The sequence below is a fragment of the Mucilaginibacter flavus genome, assembly GCF_030409315.1.
Classification (GTDB): domain Bacteria; phylum Bacteroidota; class Bacteroidia; order Sphingobacteriales; family Sphingobacteriaceae; genus Mucilaginibacter; species Mucilaginibacter flavus.
Window position 1 is genome coordinate 61,189 of the sequence record NZ_JAUFPS010000024.1, and the last position, 18,844, is coordinate 80,032.

Here is an 18,844-nt window from a genome sequence, read left to right on the forward strand (position 1 = left end):
GTATTATTTATTTAGGTATTTACCAATTATCAGTTTCAGCATTTTAATGTGTTCGTGGTTAACCAGTTCCTGGTCAATCATGTTTTGCAGCTCGTTTAACTTAAACCAGGCTACATCAACAATATCATCGCTGGCTGTAGGTTGGCCAGAGATATGATCGCAGCTGAATAAAAGCGTGATGATCTTATCGGCCTCGTTACGATAGCGCCAGTCATTTACCCGGTGCGATGTTTCGTAGGTCATCTCCCCTACTTCTACCTCGCCACATTCTTCGCCTAACTCACGCAAGGCTGCGGCTTCATAACTCTCATCCTCCGGATCGGCAAAGCCGCCTATAAAACGCCATTTAGGGCTATTTGCTTTTTTACCCAGCAACAATTCGGTTTTGTTGTTTCTAAACATCGCCACGTCAACCGTTGGGTACACTTTGGTATACTGGTTGTAGTAAGCGTATAAAATACCGGCCCTGAAATCTTTTGAATCAAAAACCAATTCGGCATATTGCTTGCGCAACTCGGTAGCATTGTAATCGCCGTGTGCCGGTAACTCCACGGTAGTGAAATGACCTGTATAGTACGGAATAAAACTATCCCTGCTCCCAAACAAGGTAAAGCTGCCACCGGGGAAAACGCTTTTTAGCAAGCTATCCAAACTATCAGACCATACCTTATCGCTCGGATGGTCGCTCACCGGCAATACTATCACCTCGGGATAATCTTTTTTGATCATCTTTTCGCGGGTATGATAATCATACGGGTTTTTACGGCTTCCCATTATCGGGCTTACGCCCAGCAATATGATGAGCTTGGCATGCTCCTTACTTACGGTATCAATCAACTGCTTATGCCCTTCGTGCAGGTACGGGGTTTGGAAACGGGCAATAATTACGGCTATTTTCATATAATTTGCGTTAATTATACGCAATATAAATATGCGTTTTAAATACGCAAATTATTTTTGAAAATATTTTATGAAAAATTGTGCTTTATACACATTGAACTCAACTGCAGGTTAGTTAATAAAGGTTGATTATAAGGAGAATTGACATGGTTCATTTGCGTGATCGACCAGCAAGCGGGAAACGCCAATAGGCGTATCTACAAAAAATTAAACTTCGAAGTTGATACCCTCTTTTTGGAGTTGGAAGTATTTTTGGAGGTTGAACCGAAAAAGATTGCCAGGCCTGCCGGCACCTTCAAGTACCTGCTTTTCTGTTGTTTCTTCTAAAAAACCAAATTTGCTGATCTTCTTTTTAAAGTTACGCCGGTCTATATCCCTATCCAAAACCGCCATATAAAGTTTTTCCAATTCAGAAAAAGGGAATCGCTCTTCCAGTAACTCAAAGCCTACCGGCTGGTATAGCATTTTGCTTTTAAGCCGGTCATGCGCGGCGGTTATGATGATTTGGTGATCAAAAGCCAACTGCGGTATTTTTTTTATGTTGAACCAGGAAACTTCGGCAGCGTCGGTATCAGCCTTTATCTCAAAAACATCCGGTTTCACTAAACCATAATACGTAATAGAGATAACTCTGTTACGCGGATCGCGCCCTGGTTTGCCAAAGCTGTACAACTGCTCCAGGTAATTTATGCTGATGCCTGTTTCCTCCTTGAGTTCCCGCTGCACGGCATCTTCCAATGATTCATCGTTACCTACCAAGCCACCCGGTAACGCCCAGCTATCTTTAAATGGCTGTATGTTGCGTTTAATGAGCAACACAGATAAACCCTCTTTTGAAGTATATCCAAAAACAACGGCATCAACGGCAACTTTAATATCCTGATTGGTGGGCATGTTGCAAAGTTATTAATTTGCGGAAAATTCACGCAAATTATAGATGGAGATACATAGTAGTAAGTATCAAGTAGTAAGACAGCTGCGATTGGTTGCAAGTAATCAGTAGAAGGATAGCTAAATCAAATTCTGCCCCTGAAAGCCAAATCTTGATACTTACTACTTGATACTTACTACTTACTACTCACTACTTACTACTAAACTTCATACAATTCCAGCGGCAAGCCATCCGGATCGGCAAAAAAGGTGAAGCGTTTGCCGGTAAACTCGTCAATTCTTATCGGTTCAACCTCAATACCAAATTCTTTGATGTGAAATACGGCTTCGTCAAGGGCATCAACTTCAAATGCCAAATGGCGCAAACCGGCAGCTTCGGGTCGCGATGGGCGTGGTACGGGGTTGGGGAACGAAAAAAGTTCTATCTGGTATTGATTGCACACTTCCAGGTCGAGCTTATAAGAATCCCTTACTTCGCGATAAACCTCACGTACTATTTTTAATCCCAATATTTCGGTGTAAAAATGTTTAGACTTTTGATAGTCTGAACAGATGATGGCTATATGATGTACTTTATTAAGTTTAAGCATTATTTACAATTATCTTAATGTATTAGCGCTGTTTATTCATGGAAATCGTCTTTAACATTTTCATACAAAGCGATACCTTTTAATGAACACACAACAGGTAGCCGCGATGCGGCATCTGGCCTGGTTCATTTTTTTCTACAAACCGGTAGCCGCGATGCGGCAATTTTTCGTTTTATTAAATATTCGATGCCGCATGGCGGCTGCCTATTTGTAGCACAAATATTTTATTTTTTTGCTCCGTAGGAGTTACCTTTTCTATGCAAGTCTTTAAAAGCGATTTTCCTGCGCTGTTGATAAGCAATAGTAATCAATAATCGCAAAACATCCGGATTAAATATCAATTACAATGTAAAACCATCGAACGCTTTTAACATAAAAAAGGCCGTAAAAACTCTCGCAGTTTTACGGCCCTACATCTACCTATGAAAACAACCTTTATGAGAAAAGGTATTAAGTTTAATTCAAACGCGATGCCAGTTATTAAATATGGATTAAATCGCTTAAATCGGCACTTAATAAAAATTTTCGTCTCAGTTTGTAGAAATACCTCCACTATTATTGTGTAATTACGACACACCTTGCCACACCCAGCTTACAATTTTGTCAAAAAGCGGAATGGTATGGAGGCGGGCAATTCCGCACAAGGCAAAAAAATCCCGGCCAGGATTACCTGGCCGGGATATGATAAGGCTTAAAAAGATAGTTTTTAAGTTTAGTTTAATTTTTAAACAACTTAATATTGGATACCTGGAAATAACTACCCGGGTTACCGCTGCCTACAACATTACCCAAAAAACCTATTGACACTACTTGCGGAGTAGTAAGCGTAAACGTAAAGGTTTTTGTTTCGGTAACGTTAGGGCTGGTTGCGCCAACATTAGCACCGTTAAACATTTTTGCCGAGCCAAGGGCTGTGCTCAGATTAGCCAATACCGGTATGCCATTGCCGCCCGCTGCCGCTACACAGTATACGCTTGAGTTAGATTGCACCTCGGAGTAATAACTAAACGAAACAATGTAATTGCCCGCAGGTAAGGCCGCGTTTGTAGCCTGGTACACTATACCGTTCACCACCGGGGTATTACCCCATGTTTCCCAGTTAATAACGCCGCCCGCGTCTGATGAATAGCCGCCATTGGTACCACCATCTTTGTTTTTTGCGGCAGCATTGGTAATCCATGGCGCTGCAAGCGTTCCCCAACGACCATCATAAGTTGCTCTTTGGAAAGGGCCGGTGTTTGATAAATAAATATTGGTTACCTCGGCCTTTACGCTATGATCCTGGTAGTCTACATAAAAAGTATCAATAGCGGTTTTGTTGGGCTTGAAAGCCGTACGATAACTAATTACGCTTCCCGCTTTAAACTTAGGCAAAGAGGTGCTTAAACCGCTTGGTACCGATGTAATCAAGGTATCATGCTGCTTATTAGCGGCATCGGCATATTTAATTTCCATTGATAGCAAACCGTCATCTGCGTTAACATCGGCCCAGTTAATCAGTGCCGAGCCATCTGTTTGCAATTCGGCCTTAGCTATACCGCGGTTAATGAGCGAGCTTTGGTACAAGCTGCCATAAACGTTGCCTGCCAGCGTTACGGGGATAGATACATGCCCGGCGTTATCGTATGTACGAATCTCGAAAGTCATGATACCTTCGGGCAGGTTAGGGATGTATAGCCTGGCGGTATCAACGCCCGATGTACGGGTTACCGGTGTTTCGATAGAATCCTGTTTACTGTTCCAATAAACCCGGTACTTTACAATTTTAGGGTCGGATGTAAAAAGGCCTGTTAAAAGCACCCGGTTTTTGCCCGAAAACACCTGCACCGAATCTAATTTACCCGGGTAAATGATTGCCCCATTTGGCTCGTATTTCTTTTTGTAATCATCCATTTTGGTACAGGCGCCTATAACAAACGTCGTTAATACCAAAAGGTAGTATGATATATTTTTATGCTGTTTCATAATTTTATTAAAATTGAAAATGCCTTACACGTTTACTACTTTCCAAACAAGGTAAACTCGCTGATACTCATAAAGTATGATCCTGTCCAGTTGTGCAGGCTCCTGATCCTGATGTATCTATAAGAATTCGGGTTTGCCGGAAAATCAAATGCCCAACCATCATGACCGTATTGATAATCGGCAGCGGTTTCGGTACCCGATGGCGAACCCGATGGTTTTACCACCGTGCAGGTTACCAGTTTTGTCCATGAAGCATCTAAAGCACCATTTACATTTGGCGTGTTTGAACCCCATATTTCAAACTCTTTTAAGTTACCCCTCACATAATAAACATTGCCAATCTCCAGGAACGGGTTTAGTATAAACCTGCTAAGCACCCGTTGTTTACCCAAATCAAAAGTTACCATTTGCGGGCTGCCGGCACTCTCAACCGTGAATAAACAGTTTGGCCAGCCGCCGGTGAAGTTACCATCCCAAATTTTAGTAATATCTGTATAGGAGTATAAATTGGTAGCATCGCCGGGCAATACATAAGGCGACCAATCTGATTTTGAAAACTGCTCCTCGTAAAATGGTGTAAGCTTCAAAAACAGCGTATCAGATTTATTTAAAAACCTATCGCGCACAAAAAAGGCGTACTTCCGTTCTACAGCCGGCTGGCCCCTCACAGCCGCTTTTATTAAAACGCTGTTACTATAAATGTTATCCATACCTTTTGGCTGTACGTACAAACCGTTACCTGCGGTATCAACCATGGGTACAATGGCCAGGTTATCCTGGTTAATATTATCGGCAGCCACGTTAAACCCGCCAAAGGTGGCAGTTATTTTAAGCGACCGGAAAGCAAGTATGTAAGGCGGCGTTAGTGGCGTAACCGTAACATTAACCGGTGCCGAGGCCTTTTCGCTTGAGTTAACGGCATATAACTTTACCACGTGGGCAAGCGTATCGGCAAAGCCATCAATGGTAATGTTATTGGTATAGTGCGATGCAATAACTTCGCGCGTTTTACCCGGCGATGTTTCATATACCGCTTTTACGTAAAAAAGATCGGCATCATTAGGTAATGTATAGGTTAAAGTGGCTGCCCCATTTTGGTTTTGCACCTTCACATTGCTAACCACACCCGGGGCACCATTATTTGTTATCGTAGGTTTATTAAGTGTATCCTGCTTACAACCGGCTACTATTATCGCTAATAGCCATATGTATAAAGCGGTACGTAATTTCATTGTTTCCATGTTAATGTTTTTAGTGTTAAACATATGATTGCTATACATTTACCAGTTAGGATTTTGAACCAGGTTTTGGTTAACCAGCAAATCGCTTTCCTGTATAGGCCATAAATAATCGCGCGGAATTATAAAATGCCTTGAATAAATAGAGCGTTCGCGGTAATACAACTCTGGCGAGTTTTCGCTGATTGACCAGCCAGTTACGTTGCCGTTAAGCTCCACTCCTGCCGTTTTCCAACGTAGCAAATCCCAAAAACGATGACCTTCAAAGCAAAGCTCAACCGCGCGCTCGCGTTGTATAATGGAGCGCATACCATCTTTGGTGGTGTATTTTGTTGGGTTGATGCTGTAATTTGACCATGAATCCTGCACGGTAGGCAAACCAGCCCTTGCCCTAATGCGGTTTATATAAGTATATACATCAGCTACCGGGCCTTGCGCTTCGTTCAATGCCTCGGCGTAAAGCAGGTACAAATCAGACAGGCGCATTTCTGGCCATGGGTAATTGATATAGGTTACCGTGGCCCACTCATAATGCCAGTTAAGCGCTTTTTTCATGTAAAATCCGGCGATAGGTATTGGCGACGATTGGCCAACTTCGGCTCCGCGCGATTTCATCCACCAGGTATCTTCATCGGTTTTGGTAGGGCTGTTGGCCATGTACCATACACCACGGTCAAAACCCAAATCGGCATAGTAACGGGGCTCCCTGTCAAAGTTAAGGCGAGCCGTAGTTTCGCCTTCTTTAATGTTAAAACGTTCGGCATGGGTACCAACACGCAATTGCGAAATATTGGTAAAATCAAGCGTTTTATCTTCGGTAATTGGCACTCCGTTTTTGGTATAAAACATTTTGGCCATTTTTATAGTAGGACCAAGCAATGGCCTGTTTGCCGATTTCGCGGCATCGGCATTGTTAAAATCATACTGCCCGGCACACATCGACTGGAAAAATGAATTATAGTTGATGTTATTATCGGCAGTTAAACCCCAAATTAACTCGTCGTTCCACTTTTCGCTCATGGCATTCCTGATACTCATTTGCGTCATGGTAGTATCGCTAAGCTTATTAGTTGGCGCGGGGAAAGTATACAGCTGTATATTTTGCGATTCGCAAAAATCAATAGCCGCTTTGCACGCGTCGGCCGCCAGTTGCCATTTTTGGGCACTGTAGGTAGGGTTAAATAATTGCTCGCCATCTTTATTCTTGAACGAATTATAATCGGGGTTACCATTAAACAGCGGGCTTGCGGCAGTAACCAGCAGCTTTGCTTTCATGCTTAACGCCGCTCCTTTAGTAACACGGCCAAGCTCGCTTCCTTCATTGCGGATAGTTAATGGAAGTTTGGCAGCTGCCAGGTCATATAAGCCGGCAATATAGGTTACCACCTCATCAACCGGGCGGCGTTTCACCCTTATCTGGTCGATAGAGGCATCGATAGGCAAATTTTTGTCGATGATAGGAATCGGGCCATAAGCTCTGAATAATTGGAAATGATAAAACGCCTTTAAAAACTGCGCTTCGGCTATCCAGCGCTCGCGGGTATCCACATCCAGATCGCGTACTTTAGTCAGGTCGCTTACGTTTTCTAAAAACACATTACAATCACGTATAGCCTTGTAATTTGCCGCGGCATCGCGGGTACCGTTCATGTAGTTGGCAATAGGATCTGATGAGTTTTGAAAACCCCTGGGCAATTGCAGCACATTGGTTGGCCTGATGTGGCCTGCCGGGTCTTCAACCCACACTTCATCGCCGGCGGTAAGGCCTACGTTATAGGTAGGGTCGGTTTCGGTAGGCAGGTATGAGTAGCAGGTAAACAAATACTTTTCTGCCTCGGTTTTTGAAACAAACGCGTTAGCTATGGTTGATACGTTATCCGGCACCACATCAAGAAATGATTTTTTGCAGGATGATATTGGCAAAACCATTATTAAAGCCACTGCTAACAGGCTGGTATATCCTTTAGGCGAATGGCTTAATACGGTATGTTTAATTTTTTCTATAAAATTACTTTTCATATAATTGATTTGAAAGCTTTTAAAATTCTACCCTTAAGCCTAAGTTGAACACTTTTTGAATTGGATACCCTAATCCAGATGTGCCCATTTCCGGGTCCCACAGTTTAAAGCTGCTTACCGTTAACAGGTTTAGGCCGTTTACATAAATACGCGCGCTTTTCAAGTGGATGCTTTTCAATTGATTTTTGGTGAAGTTGTAACCAATCTCTGCCGATTTAAGGCGTAGGAATGAACCATCACGCAACCACCATGTTGATGTTGGTGAAGTATCGGTTTGACTATTGTTTGGCTGTATGGTAGAGCTTAAACGCGGCCAAAATGCATAGGGGTTGCGGTTATCTTCCGACCAATGGTCTTTAGCAATTGAATTAAGCAGGCCACTTTGGTTACCTGTATTCAGTTGGTTATTCGGGTTGTATCCATTCACTAAATAGAAAGGAGAAATATCTGCCGAGTTGATCACAAAGGATGACCGGGCCGATCCCTGGAAAAAGGCACTGATATCAAAGTTTTTATACCCTACCGAAAAACCAAAGCCGTAAATAATTTCGGGCACCTGCGGGTAGCCTATTGGTACCACATCCGAGGCTGATATTTTTCCGTCGCCATTCATATCCCGGTATTTAATATCTCCTGCTTTATAGGCGCCAAAGCTTTGTACCGGCGAGTTGGCTACATCTTTATCGTCCACAAATAAGCGCTCGGCAACAAGGCCGTATATCTGGCTCAGCGAATTACCTACTTTACTCAGGTATTGCAGGTTGGCGGGGTAAATAGGTTCCTCGTTTTTTAACAACTTGCTCTTAGCATAAGTAAGCGTACCGCGGGATTGTATCCAGAAAGAGTTAGTAAAGTTTTTCTTATAATCCATAGCAATATCCACACCCTTACTTGATGATTTACCGGCATTTGAAGATATATTGGCCTGCAAACCCATGGAGGAAGGTATAGTACTACGCACCATCAATATATTATCGCGGTTTTGCTGATAGGCATCTACTGTTAAGGTAAAGTCTTTTGCTACCGTTAAATCCATACCTATATTGGTTTGCCTTGATTGCTCCCAGGTAATATTTTGATTTTCATAACGGTTGGTAACCACACCGGGCCTGCTGTAGGTGTAATTGGTACCAAACTGGCCGTTATTGCCGCTGTTTAAATTAACATCAGACAGGTAAAAAAAGCGATCATTGGCCGAACCTATCTGATCGTTACCCACTAAACCATAGGTAAACCTGAATTTAAGGTTATCAATAACAGATAACGCAGGCTCAAAAAACTTTTCGTTTGATACCACCCAGCCGGCACCCACAGACGGGAAAAAGCCAAAACGGTGGTTACTTGCAAAACGCTCCGAGCCGTTGTAACCAAAGTTAAATTCAAACAGGTAGCGGTTATCATAACCATAGGTAAACCTGCCCGATACACCCTGGTTGCGCGATGGTAACGACAATTGCAACGATGGCGCATTGGCGGTAAGGTAATTACGCATGGTACCAATTAGCAAACCGCTAACGGCATGCTTTTGGCCAAATGTGCGGTTGTAGTTTACCGCTGTTTCAATATAAGTTGTTGCGTTAGATACGCTGCCGCCGGGGCTGTAGGTTAAATATTCTGTTGGTGTGGCACCTACACTGCCCGACGAACCATCATTAAGTAAAGTTAAACCATTAAACTGACCGTTAAGTACGTTTGATTGATAGTAATAAGGACTATACTGGCGCGATACCGTAAAGTATGAATAGCGGGTGGTATACGCCATCACCCTTGCAGATAAGCCATTAGTCAAAAAATCGAGCTTTTGATTCAGGTTTAACTGTGCTGTTAGCGTGCTGGTATTTGAACTTTGGTAGCCCGATAGCGATTGCGCGTAAGGGTTCATATAGAGGCCACCGCTTGGGATAATAGTATTACCAAAAAGCGGGTGATTTACATACGGCAACAAATTACCGGGATAAATTGCAGGGAAAGCTACGGGGTTACTCCACAAGGCGTTTAAAAAAGTGTAGCCGCCGCCGTTTATAGGTCCGTGGTAGCTATCAAACTGACCTTTTAAACTTACTACCGCCTCGGTAGTTTTGGTAAGGTTTAGTGTGGTGTTTGATAATATGGAATATGATTGCAGCTTAATGTTGTTGCTGAAATTATTCAGGCTGTTTTCGGCCAGGTTACCATTATCAATATTGTAGGTCATGGCCAGGTAGTACTTCGCTTTTTCAGAACCACCGCTGGCATTCATATTATACCGCTGATTGTTGGTTTTGGTTTTGATGAGCTGCTTGATCCAGTTGTTGCTTGGGTACAACAGCGGGTCATCACCTTTAGCGGTATGATCTATTTTATTTTGCGAATAAGGGAGCGCACCCAGCGGATTACGGGTAAGCACAGCCTCATTGGCCAAAGTCATGTAAGTAATATTGTCTGCTAAATCGATATTTTTAATGTTTGATGAGGTTGAATTTTCGCCACGTACATTGAACTTAACCGCCCCTGTTTCACCACGTTTAGTGGTTACCAGGATAACGCCGTTTGCACCGCGGGCACCATATAATGATGAAGCCGTAGCATCTTTCAGCACCGAAAAACCAGAAATATCATCCGGCTGTAAACGGGCCAGATCCGTAGTTGAAGATTCGATACCGTCAATCAAAATCAACGGATCAACCTTACCGGCCCCGAATGTACCCACACCACGAATGAAGAACTGGGCGTTATCAGCCCCCGGCTCGCCACTGCGCTGGTATGATATCATACCCGGTACCACACCTGCAAGCATAGTGGTAAGGTTACTTGAAGGGCCTTTAAGTTGTTTAGGGCTTACCGTAGTTATGGAGCTAACCAAACTCGCCTTTTTCTGGGTACCGTAAGCTACAACGGCAACCTCCTCAAGCGAGGTTTTATCGGCCCCCATTTGTGCATCTATCTTATAAGTTCCGTTAGCTGATAAAGGAAAGGTTGCCAGTTCAAACTCCTGTGATTTTGATCCCACAAATGAAAAAACGATGGCAGTGTTACCCTCTTTTAGGTTTAAAGAATATTTACCGTCTGCATCTGATTGTGTACCAATGGCAGTACCTTTAACTTTAACGCTTACGCCGGGTAAGGTAAGTCCCTTATCGTCGGTAACAACACCCTGCACCTTTTTGGGGACTACCGCTTTTACGGGTTCCTTTTGCTGTGGAGGCGCTGCGGGCGCGGGTTCGCTTTTTTCAATTACTATGAGCTGGTCGCGCAGTACGTAACTAAGGTTTTTACCTTTTAAAAGCGTGGCAAAAACTTCTTTTAAATCGGCGCTTTTAAAATCAACGGAAACAACTTCTTTATCATTTAATAAATTGTTGCTGTAAAAAACAGTGAGTCCTGTTTGTTTTTTAATTGCTTTAAACACCTCGGCTAAGGTGGTATTAGCCTTTTTGAGTGTTATTGGTCCCGTATTTTGCGCGTGTACCGCGCTATAGCAGGTTACCAATAAAAGAAAAATAAAGGGCAGTATTATCCGCCGGCAGAATAAAATTCTCTCCATATTTATTGGGTTTATAATTTGGTTTCTTCTAAGACCCGGTTTGAGAAAATCGGGTGAAGGGGAAATAAAAAAAGATTATCTTTTTTTATTTTTAGCTATACAAACAGCCATAAAGAACAATTAATCAAATGGTTTGATAGCAAAGTCACAACACTAAGGCGGTGGGCAAATTCTTAAAGTATTGTATTATTTGATGTGCAAAACACCATCTGCAAAAGATGTTTTTACCCCTGCCGATGTTTTGATATTTTGAATAAAAACTTCAATGGGCCTGTTTTTTTCAATAGCGCCGCTAAAGGCCTCATGCGCCTTGGCCGGATCATCAAAAACAACCTTTACATCAAACCAGCGCGAAAGCACTTCACCAATGTCCTGTAGTTTGGTATCATGAAAATAATAGATATCATGCATCCAGGCCAGTTCAACATCGGCCTCAAATGGCTGGGTTAAAAAACCTTTACCCGCGGCATAAACGGCCTGGTAACCCGGTTGTAATAACACCTTAGGTGTATTTGCACTGTTAGTGGTTACAGAACCTTCAACCAATGATGTTGTGGTAACATCCTGCTTATAAGTATTTACATTAAACTGGGTACCCAATACTTTAATATCGGTTTGATTGGTATGCACTATAAAAGGTAGCGCCTTGTTTTTTGCCACTTTAAAAAACGCCTCACCGCTTAAATACACATCTCTTGTTTGGCCGGTAAAAGCAAAGGGAAAGCGCAGGCTTGATGCTGAGTTCATCCAAACTTCGGTACCATCAGATAAAACTATCTGGTAATTTAATTTAGGCGGAATCATCAACGTGCTCCACTCCTGGGTTTTGGTATTGGCCAACTGGTAGCTTAAGCCATTGCTGCCTTTTTTTAGGTTAGCGAAGGAGGTGCTTATAATCCGTTTGCCAGTGTCAGATAAATTGATGCGCTGCCCATTTGCCATTTGTAATTCTATGGCGGGTTTGTTGGATACCTTTTTTAAAGTCAAACCGCCGGTAACCTGTTTGGGCTGCCAGTAAAAGAAAAGCCCTATGCTAATGCACAGTAAGGCAGCTATTGAAATCCACTTGGTTATACCGCTACGCCTGGAGCCTATCGGCCTGACGTTTGAAATTTGAGGCGCTATTTTATCCCATGCACTATTTTCATCAATATTGTTAAAAAAGGTTTGGCTGGTGTTAAGCTCCTGCTGCATTTTATCCCACATTTGCTTCACCTGCTCATCATGCTGTATGGCGGTTTCAAGCAAACTATCATCCTCGGCACTAATTGTACCGGTAACCCGTTCAATGATTAGCTCCTGTATATATGTTTTATTATATGCCATTATTTGTAAGACCTTATTATATATAAAACGGGTGAATTATTTAACACTTTTTAACCCTTCCTTTAAAGCGCGCACCGCCAGCTTTAAATGAGTTTTTAAGGAGTTAATACTAATACCCATTTCCATGGCTGCATCCGTGTACTTTTTATTTTGATAATGCACCAGTGTAAAGGCTTGCATACGCTGCACCGAAAGATCAGCCAATAATTTTTCGGGATAAATTTGCGGGGCAACAACCACATCTTCTTCTACTTCGCTGAGCGTATAGCCATAATCAACTAATTTTTTCTGCACCCTTGTTTCTGCTTCCATCTTTTTTAAGCACCGGTTACGAATGGCAGTGGTTAAATAAGCTTTTAACGACGAGTTGATGTTGTGATACAACTGCCTTTCCCAAAGATCAATAAAAAAACCCTGAACAACATCTTCGGCATCCATTTCATCTTTTAAAACATAAAAAGCGGTTACGATAAGCAGCTTGTAATACTTTTTAAAAAGCACTTCAAACACCTCCCGATTGCCCGTTTTTAACTGCTCAATAATTTGAGCGTCACCTAAATTTTCCATGAAATGAACTATAACTGGTTTATAATAAAGCCGATTGAATTGCTTATCAAAAGCCAATGTAGAAATTTTTATTGTCAAAACAACAATTATTTAAACAATTTTTTCAATTCCTATCCGTTTTAAAACCCGTACCTAAGTCAGCATTTTTCGAGGATTCATTGGTAAAATCATAGCTAAAAATATTTTATAATACCCTTATCAAGTTACAATCATTGATTAAAATAATGCCTTTTTAATCCGGAAGCCATATGTATTTTTAATGTATTTTAAACACTTAAATATCAAATTATAAGCTATAACGAATTGTTAACTGCAAAAACGGAAGCCCTATAAAGAGATCGCTTTTAAACATTTCAGCACAACGTGAGATTTTTCCATGCGGACAATAGGTAGTCGCTATGCGAAATGCCATTAAGTTAAGAGATTGACAAGTTGCTCCATGGGAGCAAAAGCTTTGTAGTATACGGGAATTAAGATTTTTTGCGTGCCGTAGGTACGCTACTCAGGTTTCGTACCTACGGCACGGAGCGCTATTTCTTGTTTTTTCTACAAAGCTTTATCTCCTACGGGGAAAAAAGCTTAATTTAACAACATTGCCACATTGCGGCTATCTATTTGTAGAACAAATATTTCATTTTTTTGCTCCTCAGGATGTTAACCATGAAAAAATATAAACAATTGATTATCAATTATTTATTAAGAAATATATCTAAAATGTGTTAAGTTATGTTAACCCTATTTAAATGCGTTTGCCCTGCCCAGCATCCATGAAGAAGAAAAAAGGGCCGGGGAAAATTATTGAAAATTTACCCGCAGCCCTGCCAATATACAATAATTAAGAGGCGTGAGGACGGGTTCGAACCGTCGTAAAAGGTTTTGCAGACCCCCGCCTAACCACTCGGCCACTCCGCCTTAAAAAAAAGCCGGCTATACCCAAAAAGGAATATAGCCGGCTTGGTATTTAATTTACATCAAACCAAAGTTTGGTGGTTAATACATCGGCACCCTGGGCGGCAACGGCGGCGTTGTAACTGCTGCCGTTTAATGATTGCTCGGTGCCGGGGTAAATAAACCTTACCGGTATTTTACCGTTAAGCGTACCCGCTACAGCTGGCTGTAGTTGCGGATAATCCAGCCTGCGCCATTCGGCAAAAGCTTCCAATCCCTGGGCAAAAAGCGCTATCCACTTTTGCTCGCCAATTGATTTTTTGTAGTTGGTTGCATCGTATTGCACAGCCGGTAAGGCGGTGTAAGTGGCAACATCGGCATCGGCAATGCTGTATTGTTTTAACGAAGCTGTTACGGCTTGTTTGTACAAATCGGCAGCATTCTCAGTAGTAAATCCGCGGGCCGCGGCCTCCGCCCTGTCAAACAATACTTCGGCATAGCTAATGATTACGGCAGGCGCGTGTGGCGCCCTGAAATAGCTACCCGGTTTTGATGTTTTGGTAAAGCCCAGGCTGCTGGCATCGCCAACCAATAAACCGTTTGGTATACCTACGTAACCTTGCGGGGTTGCATCCTGCGTTTTGCTTACATAAACGGGCAAACGCGGATCATTCAAAGCGGTAAGTTTATCAACCGTAGTTTTGCTAACGCGATAATCATCGCGCGTATCAAACAGGTTACTTACCGGGTTTTGGTTAGGCGAATCAACGTAAACCAATTGGGCTATCTCTGCATTAGAACTGATGTAAGCCCCACCTTCTGCCTGAATATCGGCCAAAACCTGTTTTGCTTTTGCAGGTTCCCTATCGGCAATACGTAACGCGATACGCAGACGTAACGAGTTTGCAAACTTTTTCCAAAGAGCAATATTGTTGCCATATATTACATCGCCTGCAATGGCTTTACCAGCCGGGTCAAGCGCCGTTTGGGCCGCCTTTAAATCATCTAACAGGGCGAAATAAACATCCCTTTGATTATCATATGCCGGGGTAAGGTACTGATCGATACTTACCGCCTGTTTGTAAGGGACGTTACCGTAGGCATCTGTTAGTAATGTAAACACCCATGAACGCAGCACCAATGCCACGCCTTTATAATTGGTGTTGGCTTGCGCGTCGGCCAGTTTAATGATCTGGTTAAAGTTTACGATGCTTTTTGAGTAGCCAACGGTCCACAATTCCTGGAATGCGCTGTTTGTTAAAATATACCTGTCGGGATCTGTATACTGAATTTTGGCCCAGTACTGCACAAACAATAAACTCGATTCCATGGTATTGGCAACACCCCAGTAGGTATCGGCAGTTGCCTTTGTAGCGGCCGTAAGCAAATAATCTGGCTGCGCAACCTGCGAATTGTTGGGGTTTTGGTTAATTTTTACCAACTCCTTTTTGCACGAGGCCGCGGAAAATAACAGCGCCCCCGATAATAGTATACTTGTATATTTAATTTTCATGATCATTAAAATTTAAGGTTGATGTTAAAGCCAATGTTACGTACAGTTGGCAGGGTAAGGTCTTCTAAACCTTGACCATTGCCCGAGTTAAAGGCCGTTTCAGGATCGATGTTTGGCGCGTTTTTATGGATGATCCACAGGTTACGACCAACCAATGATACGGTTGCCCCCTGGAAACCAATACGTTTAACCAATCCCGATGGGAAAGTGTATCCCAACTTAACCTCGCGTAGTTTAATATATGATGCATCATAAACAAATGCCTCATCAACATTGGTAAAGCCTTTGTAGTATGATTGCGCGGGCAGTATAGTGGTATTAGCTGTACCATCGGCCTTTACACCCTTAAATATCACCCCGTCGTTATAAACGGTAACACCCGCCGGCGCGCTGCCGCTTACCTGTACCGCTGTACCCGAGGTATTGTTACCAGGGTAGTAATAGCTTAAGCCGCCATTAGCCGCGCCACGGCCCGGCAGGGTTGACGCCAATACACCCGTATAAGTGCCCGTACGATTGGTATTAGAATAAATTGAACCACCAAAACGGGCATCAACCAAAAAGCTAAGGTTAATACCTTTGTAGCTAAAGCTATTATTGATGCTACCCAACCAGTTAGGTGTAAATTTGCCCAGGTATTGTTTGGTTGGATTGATAACCGGTGTGCCATTAGCCGCAACCACAATTTGGCCCGACGCGTTACGCTGATAAGCGTTACCGTATAATGTACCATAAGGCTGACCAAGAGCGGCCAAAACCTGCACCGTACGATCACTACCCAACACGATGCTTTGAAGCCTGCCTTCGTCATCAAGTTTGGCTACTTTGCTGCGGTTTAATGAGTAGTTGGTGGTAACATCCCAGGTAAAATCTTTTGATTTTATTGGTGTAATACCTAATTGTACCTCAACACCTTTATTATTGATACGGCCGCCGTTAATCACTTTTTGGCTGTAGCCGGTTGCCGGGCTTACATCAACTGTTAATATCTGGTTTACGCTATTGGTATTGTAAGCGCTCACATCCAGGTGTACCCTATCCTGGAAAAATCCTAACTCAAAACCAGCTTCGGCAGATGTGGTAGTTTCTGGTTTAAGTTTGCTGTTTAAATCAATACTTGGCGAGCTTTGTTGCGGGCTGGCACCAAATGGCGCGGTAAAGGTGTAAGCATTAATTAACTGGTATGGCGTTGTAGCCTTACCCACTTTTGACCAGCCACCTCTTAGTTTGGCATAAGTTAACACATCACTTTTAATATCCAACGCTTCTGATAGCACCAAACTACCGTTTACTGATGGGTAGAAGTAAGAAAGGTTAGCAGCAGGCAATGTTGACGACCAATCATTACGCCCGGTTAAGTTAATAAACGCGTAATTACGAAAACCAACCTGTGCCGATGCGAAGTAGCTATAGGTTTTAAGCTTACCATAGTAATTTGACGACACTAATGGATCGCGGGAGTTACTTAAGGTGTACAAACCTGCAACTGCCAATTTTGGTGCTACCTGGTCGTTTTGCTCATTTAAAATGGTGCTGATGTTGCCACCACCCAAAACATCTAATGAGAAATCATTATTTAGTTTTTTGGTGTATTGCAAACGACCTTCGGTATTGGTTTCGTTTACGGTGTAAGCATCTTCCTCATATGAACCAAAAGGCGTACCGTTGGTGCCATAGGCTACTTTAATTTTACGGCGGTCGTTATAATAATCGGTACCGGTACGGAAATTAGCCGACAGGCCTTCGATTATCTTGTAGTTTAACTCAACACTACCAATAATCCTGTTTTTGTGCTGCCCTACGGTGTTTTCATAAGCCAACCAGTATGGGTTGCTGTAGTAGCTATTGTTCCAGTTAAAAGTGTTGCCATTGGCATCCTTGTAGTTTTTTAACTGGCTCACATCAACCTGCCTGCCAAACCAGGTGAATTGCAACATGGTACTGGTGGCCCGTTTACCACCCGCGCCCGGCAGGTTATCGGCATCGTCTTTAATGTAATTGGCAATGGTAGTAACCGTTAATTTAGGACTAAGCTTAAAAGTAGAGTTCAGCAAAAACGAATTACGGCCTTGTGATGTATTTGGGATGATGCCCGTTTGATGCAGGTTATTGTATGATAAGCGATAATCGGCTTTATCGGTGCTGCCGGCTAAAGCCACACCATTATTTAAAGTAACACCTGTTTTAAAAAAATCCTTAACGTTATCCGGATGGGCCACAAATGGTACAGCCACACCGTTTGAATTAAACTGCGGAATAAGCGAACCATCTAATGCCGGGCCCCAGCTTTCGTCAACACCATCGTTAACGCCGCCGCCCTTGCCATCAACATAGCTAAACTTGCCATTTGATCCCTGGCCGTATTGGTTTTGGTATTTTGGCAACACCTGTACATTTGAAAAACTGGTATTTGAGTTTACATTGATACCAAGGCCTTTAGTGCCTTTGCCTGTTTTGGTTTTGATGAGGATAACACCGGCAGCCGCACGGTAACCGTAAAGCGCCGCCGCGTTGGGGCCTTTAAGTACACTTACCGATTCAATATCTTCGGAGTTCAGATCGGCTATCGCGTTAGCAAAATCCCTTGAACCGTTGGTGCCTAAAAACTGTGAGTTATCAACTATAGTTCCATCAACCACAAATAAAGGTTGATTGTTGCCTGCAATAGATGTTTCGCCACGAATGATAATACGTGATGAGCCCATATCGCCCTGGCTATTGGTAACCTGCACACCGGCAATTTTACCGGCAAGCGCGTTTACCAGGTTAGTTTCCTTGGCTTCTGATATCTCCTTTGATTTTAAACCCTGAACAGAGTAGCCTAATGATTTTTTATCTTTTGAAATATTGAGGGCAGTGATCACTACCTCATTAAGGGAGTTGGCGGCATCTACCAATACAATTTGCAAATTGGTTGAATTGGCGTTTACGGTTACTTCCTGGCTTACAAAGCCAAGGTAGGTTACCTTCAATACCTCGTTAATATTAGCGTCAATAGTAAAGCGGCCTTCTGTATTGGTTTGGATGCCCCTGGTGGTACCTTTTACAGATACGCTTACACCAGGCAGCGGCAAGCCATCGGCTTTGGCGGTTACCACCCCGCTTATTTTAACAGATTGCGCCGCAACCGTTAGGGTAACAAAAAATGGCAGCAGGAATGCCAATAACAGTTTGTAATTTTTAAACATAATAATTTAATGTTGATTAGTTTTTAATAACAATACCCGTGCGGCAAAGCATAGCCAATAACCTTTGGGCATGGCAAGCCCAGCTATAGCATTTTTAAAGCACCGGTAAAGAAAATTGATTGGGAATTGATAGTTAAACGGCAGGCAGCAAGCTGCAGCAGGCAACCTTACCTAATTAACTATGGCTGTTGGGATTAACAGCAACACCGCATGCTTTGCATAAAAGCATAAACAGG

Annotated in this window: 11 protein-coding genes and 1 tRNA gene; all 12 read right to left on the reverse strand. The window is 42.8% G+C overall.

Translation table 11 applies throughout. The features are described from left to right. Positions 1-3: 3 nt before the first annotated feature. Entirely contained in the window at positions 4-900 is an 897-nt protein-coding gene (locus QWZ17_RS08410) for an NUDIX domain-containing protein (RefSeq protein WP_290304696.1), read from the reverse strand. A 207-nt stretch (positions 901-1,107) separates the two neighbouring features. After that, entirely contained in the window at positions 1,108-1,794 is a 687-nt protein-coding gene (locus QWZ17_RS08415; protein ID WP_290304697.1) for an NUDIX hydrolase, read from the reverse strand. Between the two features lie 197 nt (positions 1,795-1,991). Continuing rightward, positions 1,992-2,381 (reverse strand): SMU1112c/YaeR family gloxylase I-like metalloprotein, encoded by a 390-nt coding sequence (gene gloA2, locus QWZ17_RS08420; protein WP_290304698.1) that lies wholly within the window; start codon positions 2,379-2,381, stop codon positions 1,992-1,994. Between the two features lie 717 nt (positions 2,382-3,098). After that, positions 3,099-4,346 (reverse strand): DUF4998 domain-containing protein, encoded by a 1,248-nt coding sequence (locus QWZ17_RS08425; protein ID WP_290304699.1) that lies wholly within the window; start codon positions 4,344-4,346, stop codon positions 3,099-3,101. Positions 4,347-4,381: 35 nt separating this feature from the next. Further along, positions 4,382-5,587 (reverse strand): DUF5000 domain-containing lipoprotein, encoded by a 1,206-nt coding sequence (locus QWZ17_RS08430; protein WP_290304700.1) that lies wholly within the window; start codon positions 5,585-5,587, stop codon positions 4,382-4,384. Between the two features lie 39 nt (positions 5,588-5,626). After that, on the reverse strand, positions 5,627-7,603 hold the full coding sequence (locus QWZ17_RS08435; protein ID WP_290304701.1) for a RagB/SusD family nutrient uptake outer membrane protein: 1,977 nt from the start codon (positions 7,601-7,603) through the stop codon (positions 5,627-5,629). Positions 7,604-7,622: 19 nt separating this feature from the next. After that, a complete protein-coding gene (locus tag QWZ17_RS08440; RefSeq protein ID WP_290304702.1) occupies positions 7,623-11,126 on the reverse strand; it encodes a TonB-dependent receptor in 3,504 nt (1,167 codons plus the stop codon). 186 nt (positions 11,127-11,312) lie between these two features. Next, a complete protein-coding gene (locus tag QWZ17_RS08445) occupies positions 11,313-12,452 on the reverse strand; it encodes a FecR family protein (protein ID WP_290304703.1) in 1,140 nt (379 codons plus the stop codon). Positions 12,453-12,488: 36 nt separating this feature from the next. Further along, the gene (locus QWZ17_RS08450) at positions 12,489-13,019 is read right to left on the reverse strand and encodes an RNA polymerase sigma factor (protein ID WP_290304704.1); all 531 of its coding nucleotides are present in this window, start codon (positions 13,017-13,019) and stop codon (positions 12,489-12,491) included. An 840-nt stretch (positions 13,020-13,859) separates the two neighbouring features. After that, a tRNA-Cys gene (locus tag QWZ17_RS08455) sits at positions 13,860-13,931 on the reverse strand. A gap of 49 nt (positions 13,932-13,980) precedes the next feature. Beyond that, on the reverse strand, positions 13,981-15,420 hold the full coding sequence (locus tag QWZ17_RS08460; RefSeq protein ID WP_290304705.1) for a SusD/RagB family nutrient-binding outer membrane lipoprotein: 1,440 nt from the start codon (positions 15,418-15,420) through the stop codon (positions 13,981-13,983). 5 nt (positions 15,421-15,425) lie between these two features. After that, positions 15,426-18,608, reverse strand: coding sequence for a SusC/RagA family TonB-linked outer membrane protein (locus tag QWZ17_RS08465; RefSeq protein ID WP_290304706.1), 3,183 nt, complete (start codon positions 18,606-18,608; stop codon positions 15,426-15,428). Between the last annotated feature and the right edge of the window lie 236 nt (positions 18,609-18,844).

Excerpts from the sequence above, each read along its gene's own strand:
- QWZ17_RS08410 (WP_290304696.1), bottom strand. The coding sequence starts at position 900 with ATGAAAATAGCCGTAATTATTGCCCGTTTCCAAACCCCGTACCTGCAC.
- QWZ17_RS08415 (WP_290304697.1), bottom strand. The coding sequence starts at position 1,794 with ATGCCCACCAATCAGGATATTAAAGTTGCCGTTGATGCCGTTGTTTTT.
- gloA2 (WP_290304698.1), bottom strand. The coding sequence starts at position 2,381 with ATGCTTAAACTTAATAAAGTACATCATATAGCCATCATCTGTTCAGAC.
- QWZ17_RS08425 (WP_290304699.1), bottom strand. The coding sequence starts at position 4,346 with ATGAAACAGCATAAAAATATATCATACTACCTTTTGGTATTAACGACG.
- QWZ17_RS08430 (WP_290304700.1), bottom strand. The coding sequence starts at position 5,587 with ATGGAAACAATGAAATTACGTACCGCTTTATACATATGGCTATTAGCG.
- QWZ17_RS08435 (WP_290304701.1), bottom strand. The coding sequence starts at position 7,603 with ATGAAAAGTAATTTTATAGAAAAAATTAAACATACCGTATTAAGCCAT.
- QWZ17_RS08440 (WP_290304702.1), bottom strand. The coding sequence starts at position 11,126 with ATGGAGAGAATTTTATTCTGCCGGCGGATAATACTGCCCTTTATTTTT.
- QWZ17_RS08445 (WP_290304703.1), bottom strand. The coding sequence starts at position 12,452 with ATGGCATATAATAAAACATATATACAGGAGCTAATCATTGAACGGGTT.
- QWZ17_RS08450 (WP_290304704.1), bottom strand. The coding sequence starts at position 13,019 with ATGGAAAATTTAGGTGACGCTCAAATTATTGAGCAGTTAAAAACGGGC.
- QWZ17_RS08460 (WP_290304705.1), bottom strand. The coding sequence starts at position 15,420 with ATGAAAATTAAATATACAAGTATACTATTATCGGGGGCGCTGTTATTT.
- QWZ17_RS08465 (WP_290304706.1), bottom strand. The coding sequence starts at position 18,608 with ATGTTTAAAAATTACAAACTGTTATTGGCATTCCTGCTGCCATTTTTT.